Source organism: Mesorhizobium sp. M0659 (assembly GCF_040320605.1).
GTDB lineage: Bacteria > Pseudomonadota > Alphaproteobacteria > Rhizobiales > Rhizobiaceae > Mesorhizobium.
In genome coordinates this window covers 1-7,736 of record NZ_JAMYPY010000052.1, presented here as the reverse complement: position 1 = coordinate 7,736, position 7,736 = coordinate 1, and the positions used below count along the sequence as shown (strand labels likewise).

Annotated in this window: 10 protein-coding genes and 1 pseudogene; 3 read left to right on the top strand and 8 right to left on the bottom strand. The window is 58.3% G+C overall.

The window, feature by feature from the left end; translation table 11 throughout:
* The first annotated feature begins 184 nt into the window (after positions 1 to 184).
* The gene (locus NKI31_RS31740; RefSeq protein ID WP_081727491.1) at positions 185 to 526 is read left to right on the top strand and encodes a helix-turn-helix domain-containing protein; all 342 of its coding nucleotides are present in this window, start codon (positions 185 to 187) and stop codon (positions 524 to 526) included.
* 34 nt (positions 527 to 560) lie between these two features.
* Positions 561 to 782: a hypothetical protein gene (locus tag NKI31_RS31735; RefSeq protein WP_023806368.1), complete on the top strand. Its 222-nt coding sequence runs from the start codon at positions 561 to 563 to the stop codon at positions 780 to 782.
* Between the two features lie 503 nt (positions 783 to 1,285).
* Here NKI31_RS31735 and NKI31_RS31730 read toward each other — a convergent pair.
* The 6 genes and pseudogenes from NKI31_RS31730 to NKI31_RS31705 form a co-directional block, all read right to left on the bottom strand.
* Positions 1,286 to 1,510 carry a hypothetical protein gene (locus NKI31_RS31730; protein WP_352515514.1) on the bottom strand — a complete coding sequence of 75 codons (225 nt, stop codon included), beginning with the start codon at positions 1,508 to 1,510 and terminating at the stop codon, positions 1,286 to 1,288.
* A gap of 355 nt (positions 1,511 to 1,865) precedes the next feature.
* On the bottom strand, positions 1,866 to 2,198 hold the full coding sequence (hxsD, locus tag NKI31_RS31725; RefSeq protein WP_352653447.1) for a His-Xaa-Ser system protein HxsD: 333 nt from the start codon (positions 2,196 to 2,198) through the stop codon (positions 1,866 to 1,868).
* A gap of 287 nt (positions 2,199 to 2,485) precedes the next feature.
* Positions 2,486 to 2,884, bottom strand: coding sequence for a PIN-like domain-containing protein (locus NKI31_RS31720; RefSeq protein ID WP_352653445.1), 399 nt, complete (start codon positions 2,882 to 2,884; stop codon positions 2,486 to 2,488).
* Positions 2,881 to 3,591: a hypothetical protein gene (locus NKI31_RS31715; RefSeq protein ID WP_352653444.1), complete on the bottom strand. Its 711-nt coding sequence runs from the start codon at positions 3,589 to 3,591 to the stop codon at positions 2,881 to 2,883. Before NKI31_RS31715 ends, NKI31_RS31720 begins: the two co-directional genes overlap by 4 nt.
* A gap of 110 nt (positions 3,592 to 3,701) precedes the next feature.
* Positions 3,702 to 3,938, bottom strand: coding sequence for a hypothetical protein (locus NKI31_RS31710; RefSeq protein ID WP_352653443.1), 237 nt, complete (start codon positions 3,936 to 3,938; stop codon positions 3,702 to 3,704).
* 75 nt (positions 3,939 to 4,013) lie between these two features.
* A pseudogene (locus NKI31_RS31705) lies at positions 4,014 to 4,241 on the bottom strand (helix-turn-helix domain-containing protein); the annotation flags it as partial.
* 525 nt (positions 4,242 to 4,766) lie between these two features.
* On the opposite strand from NKI31_RS31705, the gene NKI31_RS31700 reads away from it, so the two are divergent.
* On the top strand, positions 4,767 to 4,997 hold the full coding sequence (locus tag NKI31_RS31700; protein ID WP_023806360.1) for a hypothetical protein: 231 nt from the start codon (positions 4,767 to 4,769) through the stop codon (positions 4,995 to 4,997).
* 273 nt (positions 4,998 to 5,270) lie between these two features.
* On the opposite strand, the gene NKI31_RS31695 is transcribed toward NKI31_RS31700, so the two are convergent.
* Positions 5,271 to 6,584 carry an HlyD family type I secretion periplasmic adaptor subunit gene (locus tag NKI31_RS31695; protein ID WP_023806359.1) on the bottom strand — a complete coding sequence of 438 codons (1,314 nt, stop codon included), beginning with the start codon at positions 6,582 to 6,584 and terminating at the stop codon, positions 5,271 to 5,273.
* The coding region (locus tag NKI31_RS31690) for a type I secretion system permease/ATPase (protein ID WP_352653442.1) at positions 6,571 to 7,736 on the bottom strand (1,166 nt) is incomplete at its 5' end. The genes NKI31_RS31690 and NKI31_RS31695, both read right to left, overlap by 14 nt.

The window sequence follows — 7,736 nt, the reverse complement described above, 5'->3', positions numbered from 1 at the left end:
GCTCGACGGATCGCCTCTGTCGTCGTGGCGCTCCCATGAAGAACCTGGCCCATAGCGCATTCTTTGATTCGGACGAAAAGTATGCGCCATCAAAGCCTGGGATCAAACATCTAGGAACGTCAGCATAGCGCCGGCCGCATGACGGGACGCGGGACCGACTGTCCCCGTCCGCGGGGTCCGCATCATGCATCAGGGATCGAACCCGCCCGCGGGACCGGATGCGGGCTGGGATTATGACAGCCCGGTCGCCGATCCTCTGCGATGCTCACCACCATCAGGTTCACTCAATCGAGTCCATCGTGGGGTCGCTCTGAAGCTCCGTCAACCGAAGGTTTTCCGAGAAGTGTTGTGGGAAGGTTCGACGAGGCGAGCGGCGGCTGCGCTCGGGACAAGCAAGCCAGCCGTCAGTCAACATGTGAAGCAGCTCGAGACCACGCTCGCATCACACTCTTCAAGAGATCAGCCAACCGCATCGTTCCCTTGCAGGAAGCCTTGGAACTCCTGCGAAACGTACAACTTGCTCTGACGTCTTTGATCGACTGGAAGCGTCGATCTTCGCAATGAAGAATGAGGAAAAGCAACGGATTGGGATCGCCGCGCCTTCTGTTTTCGGTTTCGTGACCTTGCCCTCTATCGAGGCGCAAGACCTGGCAGCCGAAACGATCGTCGATACCGATCCGCAGTTCGCCGCCCACGAGATGAACTTCAATGGTTGCGCTTCGCCGGCGTCGCCGGACTACTGGTGGAATTCGATTGCAACGGTCACGAGGCCGGATACGTAGCTTGCGCGCTGGGCGCCAGTCCTTTCATGGCGGCGAAGTTTTCTGTGTCGGGGCTCCCAGGCAACAACTCGGGAGCAACGAGCGAGTTGCAACCGAACCTTCCGCCGCTCGTTGACCTATGCTGGCTCACGCTGGCGGGCTTTTTTGCGGCAGTCGGGAACATCCTCGCTCTGAGGCTGTTCGGTCGCACCCGGCTCTTTCTTCAGCGGTCCCGTGCCGGTGACCAAGATGGCCCCTCACTCATCGTGGTCGGCCCGCGCTCGGAAGCAAGCGCGGGCCATCCCTGCACAAGCACGGCGTCCCCAGATGTCAGCGGGCTTTTCATCGTTATACTCTCATTGCTGTGTTGTCGGTGCGCTACCGCTTCTTTGAATGCGCGTGCTGCTGCATCGCAAGCCACACGCGACGAGCCGTTCACGGACAAGATGATTTCGGCTGCCTTCACTGTCAAACCGTGTTTTTCGGCGAACTCTGCGGCTGTGTACGCGAGCTTTGTTTTTTCGCTACTCCGCATATCTGACTCGATATACCGCTTCCGCCTCGTGTAAGCTCTGGCGGGTCCGTTGCAGGGTGTGGTGCATGCTCGCCAAAAGGCTAATGGCGTCGGTCGTTGGACTGCCTTCGTGATTCAGCAAACCAACGACTATATCTTGCTTGGAAACGATGCTCTGGTTGTGAGCGAGTTGGCCCATCAAATAAATGAGCCGGATCTCTGCCGGTGTCGGCATGGGCCTTCTCCCTGGTCGGGCGAAAGCCTGATGATCGCTCCCAAGCGCCTCGTGCCTGTTTGTTTTTGGTTTTTCGAGGCGACCGCAACAGTGTGCGCTCGTTAGCAGGCAATGGCAACCGGCTAGGCAATTGCAGCATCGATGGTGGGCGCGGGCCGCTTCGGATTCGTAGGCGGGGTGTGTGCTGGGAAGCTCGTGCCTGATAAATGAAGCCAGCACGGCGCGCGGCAATACCAGATATTCGCCCGCTTGGTTGGTCAGCACATACCGCTCGTCGTCCAACTGGGAAAAACGGAAGTACGCGAGCTGATATGTGTCGTCCAACGGTCGTTGGAACTCAGTTGCCGGAGCAAACTTAGTCATCGGACTCTAGGCCCGATCTGGAAAACGCAAGCGCCAGTATCGCTTTTCTAACAGTGGCGGTTTCGGCGGCGATGCTGCTACGCAGGTCCTGATCCAAGACCTCTAGCCGCAGTCTTTCTACCGCTGCGTCGGCCGAAGTTCGCGCGGCCGCCTTGCTGAAGTTGATCGTGCATACTGCGAAGCCGCCCTCGATCGTGATCTCAACCGCAGCGTTGCCGGTTACCCGATACGCGGCGCGCTTTACACAGTCGAGGCTGAAGACTGACAGATCAAACTTGACTTGGGCAGTCTGGACGAGCTCGCTATCGCGAGAGGTGTCCGACATCAGCAATAACTGTACCCAGAGCAGTGAGACCCATGACTAGCGTGGCTTGAATGGCTAGTGTGGTACGCTCGCTTTTCCGCTATCGTCTCGCCGCCGTTCTGGTGATGCTCGGGGCGACTTCCGCGGGCTATCTTGCAGTCGGCGACGATCGGCACGAGCTGCCGCGCGTTCACCATGGCGGCGATTCGTCGGCCAGCAACGCGGCTGTCCGCGAGGCGGGCTGCGGTATCAAGGGCAACATTAACGAGCGCGGCGAGCAAAGCGAAAGTGTAGCGGATGCCTTTAGACTACACCTTCAGTTGCTCGATGCGCGTGCTCTTTATTGGAAGTTCGAACATCGCGCCGCCCGCGACAATTTCCGATTGCTTTTCGATCGTGCTCCAAAGGGCGAGTAGCCGCTCCATCTGCTTGACGACCGGAGCCTTGTAGAGGCCCTTCGAAAGAAAAAACCCGACGAGCCGAGAGCTTCGAAATACAGCATATTCGACCTTGTTCCGGGTAATGCGTCGATCGCCAGAAATGACGATCCAACGCCCCTCCGTGCTCAGCTGGCCGATCCAGGCCACATCTTTCACGCCGGGGCCGAACTTCTCTCTGATATGGACGATCTCATGCTCCCCGGCGAACAGGGCATTTAGCGAACGGGCGAGAGCGGGCGACAGGTTTTCGTCGACCAGGGCTTTCACGCGGCGCTCTGAAGGCTCTCTTCGAATTTCATGGCGTCTCTAACAGCGGTAGCTGAGACATCGAAAAGGCGCGCCACCTTTTCCACGGATCCTTCGGCTTCTACCGCTTGCGCAAGCGCCACGGTCGGGACGCCATATTTGGAGGCGATCGGCTGACCGAACGAACGATGGGGGTCGATCACGATGGACTGCTTGCCATTGAAGGGCCGCCAGCGCGCCACCGCGTCATTCTCGATATCCAGGTCTTTGAACGTCCGCTCTATGACCTGGCGGAAAACATACTGCCGCCTCTTCAGGTCGAGTAGCTTGGTTTCACCGGAACGCTCTATTCCTTCGAGGAAGATCGTTCTGCCGTCAGTCTGGAAGCGCCTGGTTGAGAACGGGCGCTCGTCATTGACGCACTCACGTGCGTACTCGATGCAATTTCTAACCGCCAAAAGGCCGACGCCGGCCCCTGTGAATGCTTTGACAAAGCGGAGCTCGATCAGGTCACGGAATCCGATCTCGAGATGATTGTCGATGATCGGCCACTGCGATGACCATAGCGGCGCGATTCGATGCTCAACTTCTTCGCGGCGGAAGGTGTAGCCCTTCATCCACCTCGAAATATTGAGCGCAGACGTCCCTATCAGGCGCGCGGCCTCTCCGACGCTGTAGGAGCCTACCCCGAAGAATTCTGCGTCTTGAATGTTCTGGCGTACCGACATGCCGGAAGAGTTATCCACTTTCATAGACCGTGCAAGGGGTCACTTCCGCCGTCCAGCTGGCGGCAATGTATCTGTCGGTCGCATCATCAGGATCGCAGAGGACCGAGGCGTCAGTTCGTCTCGTCGACGATACTGTCATAGTCGCGGCCGATCAGTAGCAGCACCAAGCCGCAGGGCACTGTCACGCTGGTGAGGGCAATAAGGCCGAGCCATCCATAGTCCGGCTTCGCAAAATAGTAGTACCAGCTAATCGCCTGCACCAGCGGAGACACGATCAACATCCAAGCACCCCATATGCCATCCGTGTTGAGCCGGATCGTTGTCGTCGCCCGATATCTGATTGCCATACGTATGCCCTCCCGTTCCCCAAAAGGCAGCTTCGCGCCGGTTTAGCGCGAACGCAAGCGCCGGCCCGGCTACGGCTTTGCGAGCCTCACGCCGGCGCCTCCTCCATTCTGCGGAATGAGCTCAACCCCGGCAGCCTCCAGAGCGGCCTGCAGGTCGACCAGCGTGCGGTCGTATGGCGTCCGCTTGCCAGCTTCGAAATTGGCAATGGTCGTCTTGGCCACCTGGGAGGCCGCTGCCAGCTGATCCTGCGACCATCCAACAAGCGCCCGGGCTGCCCGGCATTGAGATGGTGAAATTGTCATTTTAATTAAACCTTACATTAAAAGTGCCGACTGTACGATACGTGCAGCCTTATACCATTAGTGCAACGTTATCGCAAATGCAGACCCAAATGCCTAACGCCGGCGAAGCTATGGCCGCTGCTTTCCCTTGGAAGATTTTCCCGCGGCGCCCTGCTCGGTGCCATCGCCTCTATTCCGGTCATAAGAGGCGCTGCCGCGGCGCATGTCTCGCCGCAACCGGCACCTCTGCCCTCCCAGGAGGAACTGCTGCAAGCCTACAGTGAGATGGCTGTTCTTCGAACGTCTGCTGCTTATGCGCGACATCTACCCTGGCGAGCGCAACCCCTACCGCCTAACAGCCCTCGTGCCCTGCAACACTCTTGCGGCGCATTACCATTTCCCGCTACGATGACCGAGAGTTGTAGCCCGACATGGGAAACGGTGCCCTCGCAAGCCACGCGTGCGCTGCTCGTCTTGCAGACCGTCGGCGTTGACTTCAGGCCGCTGAGTGAACGGCAATGATCTTTCGTTCAGAAGGAAACTGCCATGCGAACGACCGAAGGTGATCGACCGCCTTCCGGCTGGTTTGTGGTCGACGTTATGCGCCGCGAAACCCGGAAGTGGGACTGGACGGCGCTTATGACCGATACGCATCCTGACGACGATCTAGAAGCTCGGATCTTTGCGAAGCAGTGCTGGGTCCGCATTCCCGGTAAGCACCGAAACCGAGATGGGGCTTGGGATATGTTCGAGGCGATGTCAGCCACGCGGCACTGACTGACTTTCATTCCGCAGAAGAGAAACGAACAGCCCGCTGCCGCTGGTGGCGGGTTTTTCATGTCGCGTTTCACCAGCCGCGCACCAGTAAAAACCGTTGACTCAGTTGCAACATGAAACGCTGACATTTCTGCATTTGAGGGTACGTTAAGATGTTGATTCACTGCAGAAAGAAGTTGTGCCCAGAGGCAAGTGAGAAAATATGTGTGCCTTCAGGTCTCACCACGCTCAAAGAAACCAACAGAAATACAACGATATATTCTGTGGGTTATTTCATTCCTCCCGGAATGTCCGACTGATTTGGTCCGACAGCGGCTTCACGAAATAGGAAAGCGCCGTACGCTCGCCCGTCTCGACCATCGCTTCGGCCGGCATACCGGGCACGAGTGTCAGCCCCTTGAGCTTCGTCAGTTCCGCCTGCGGAACCGACAGGCGCACCAGGTAGTACGAAATGCCGTTTTTTTCATCCGTCGCCAGATCGGCTGCGATCCGGCTGACATATCCGTTCAATATCGGCGTGGTTCTCAGATTGAAGGCTGACATCCGCAGCACGGCCTTGTGACCAAGCTGGATTTGGTCGATGTCCTTCGGGGTGATTCGTACTTCAAGCGCAAGATCGTCGCCTTCCGGCACGATTAGCATGATCGGATCGGCGGGCGTAATCACTCCGCCGACCGTATGAACTGCGAGTTGTTGAATGGCGCCTGACTGCGGCGCGACGATATCGATCCGCCGCAGTTCCTGTTCAACCGCCACCTTGCGCTCAACATACTCCCCGATCTGCGCCTGAACCTCTCTGAGCTCCTGGCCGACTTCCGACTTGAAATCCTGATCGATCTGCGGGATCTGCAGGCGCGTTTCGGCTATGCGGGCTGCCGTCTGTGCCTGATCTGCGATCTTCTCACCGCGTTCGCCGCCGAAAGTGGCAACCTGGATCTTCAGGCTGTTCAACCGTTGGTCCGAGACAATGCCTTGCTTGCGCAGCCCACTTAGAACAGCAATTTCCTTTTGGAGAACCTCGATCATTTTTTCATAGGCAATTTCCTGCGCCTTGAGTCCTTCGATCTCGTGGTGATATTGAGTAATGCGTTCCGCCAATTGCGCCTGCTTCCCGTTGCGGGATTGCCTGCGGAATTCGAACAGCAGCGTCTCGCTATCTATTGCCGAAGCTACGTCCGGAACATCTCTTCGGGCGAGTAGCCAGTCCGGGAAGGCGATTTCCGCGAGATCGTCACGCTCAGCATCGAGTCGTGCCAGGTAGGCGGCCAGCTCATCGAGCCGCTTGGTGACTATGGCGAGATTGGCGCGCGTCTGGGTGGCATCGAGCCGCATGAGGATGTCGCCGGCTTTTACTTTATCCCCTTCGCGCACCAGGATTTCTCCGACCACCCCGCCAGTCGGGTGCTGCACCTTCTTGACATAGGAAACGACGACAAAGTGTCCGGACGCTACAACCGCACCGGAGAGATTCGTGAAGGTCGCCCAGGCTCCGGCTCCTCCCACAAAGATCACGCTCGCCAGAAGGCCCGCCACCAGGTGCCGGCGAATGGAGCTTGAAACGTCATTGTTCTGATCAATGCCGGACACCGGTATCCTCCATGTCAGCGCGCTCTGCCACGTGATCCTGTGTAGACTCGATGGCCTTCAGGACTTTGGAACGCGCACCGAATGCTCGCTGCCGTCCACCTTCCATCACCAACACCAAATCGACGGCGCGGATGACGCTCGGCTGATGGCAGACGACAACCGCAATGCCCTTGCGCTCGCGCACGGAGGCGATCGCCTTAGCGACTGCAGCTTCGCCTTCCGCATCGAGATGGGTATTGGGTTCATCCAGCACAACAAGGAAAGGGTCTCGATAAAGGGCACGGGCAAGACCGATAAGCTGGCGCTGCCCGGCGGAAAGTGCCGATCCGGCCTCACCAATCGGAGTTTCGTATCCGTGCTCAAATCGGAGGATCAGTTCGTGCGTGCCCGCTGCTTTCGCCGCGGCGACAATAGCCTCAGGGTCAGGATCATCTTCAAAACGAGCAATGTTTTCGGCAATGGTGCCGTCGAACAGTTCAACACCTTGCGGCAGATAGCCGATGTGACGGCCTAGTGCTTCCCGGTCCCATTGATCGAGGCTTGCGCTGTCGATGCGAACCTTCCCGGCGACCGGCGTCCATGCGCCGACGATGGCGCGCGAGAGTGTCGACTTGCCCGAGCCCGATGGACCGATGACCCCGAGTGCGCTTCCCGCCTGAATGACAAACGCAAGGCCGGTCACGGTCAGCTTGCTTTCGCCGGGCGGAACGATTGTCACGCTTTCCAAGCGCAGTTCGCGTTCAGGTGCAGGCATAGGCACAACAGGAGCGGTTTCAGGAACCTTTTCCAAGAGGTCCTCAAGCCGCGCCCAACTCTGGCGCGCAATGAGGAAGGGTTTCCAGCTTGAAATGGCCAGATCGACCGGAGCCAGCGCACGCCCCATCATTATCGAACTGACAATCATGACCCCGGCCGTAGCCTCCTGCCTGACGACAAGGTACGCACCGACGGTAAGAATGGCCGATTGCACCTGCAGGCGCAAGTCGGCATTGCAACGCGCTGCTTGCAGCAGACCATTGCGTGCCATGTTGTGGGCAACGGTATCGCTTATCGGCCCTTGCGAGAGAGTGTTGGCAAGGAGTGTCAGAGATGTGAGACCGACCGCCCCGATAAGTGCCGTCATGCCGATCCAGAAATGAAGGAGGAAGCAAA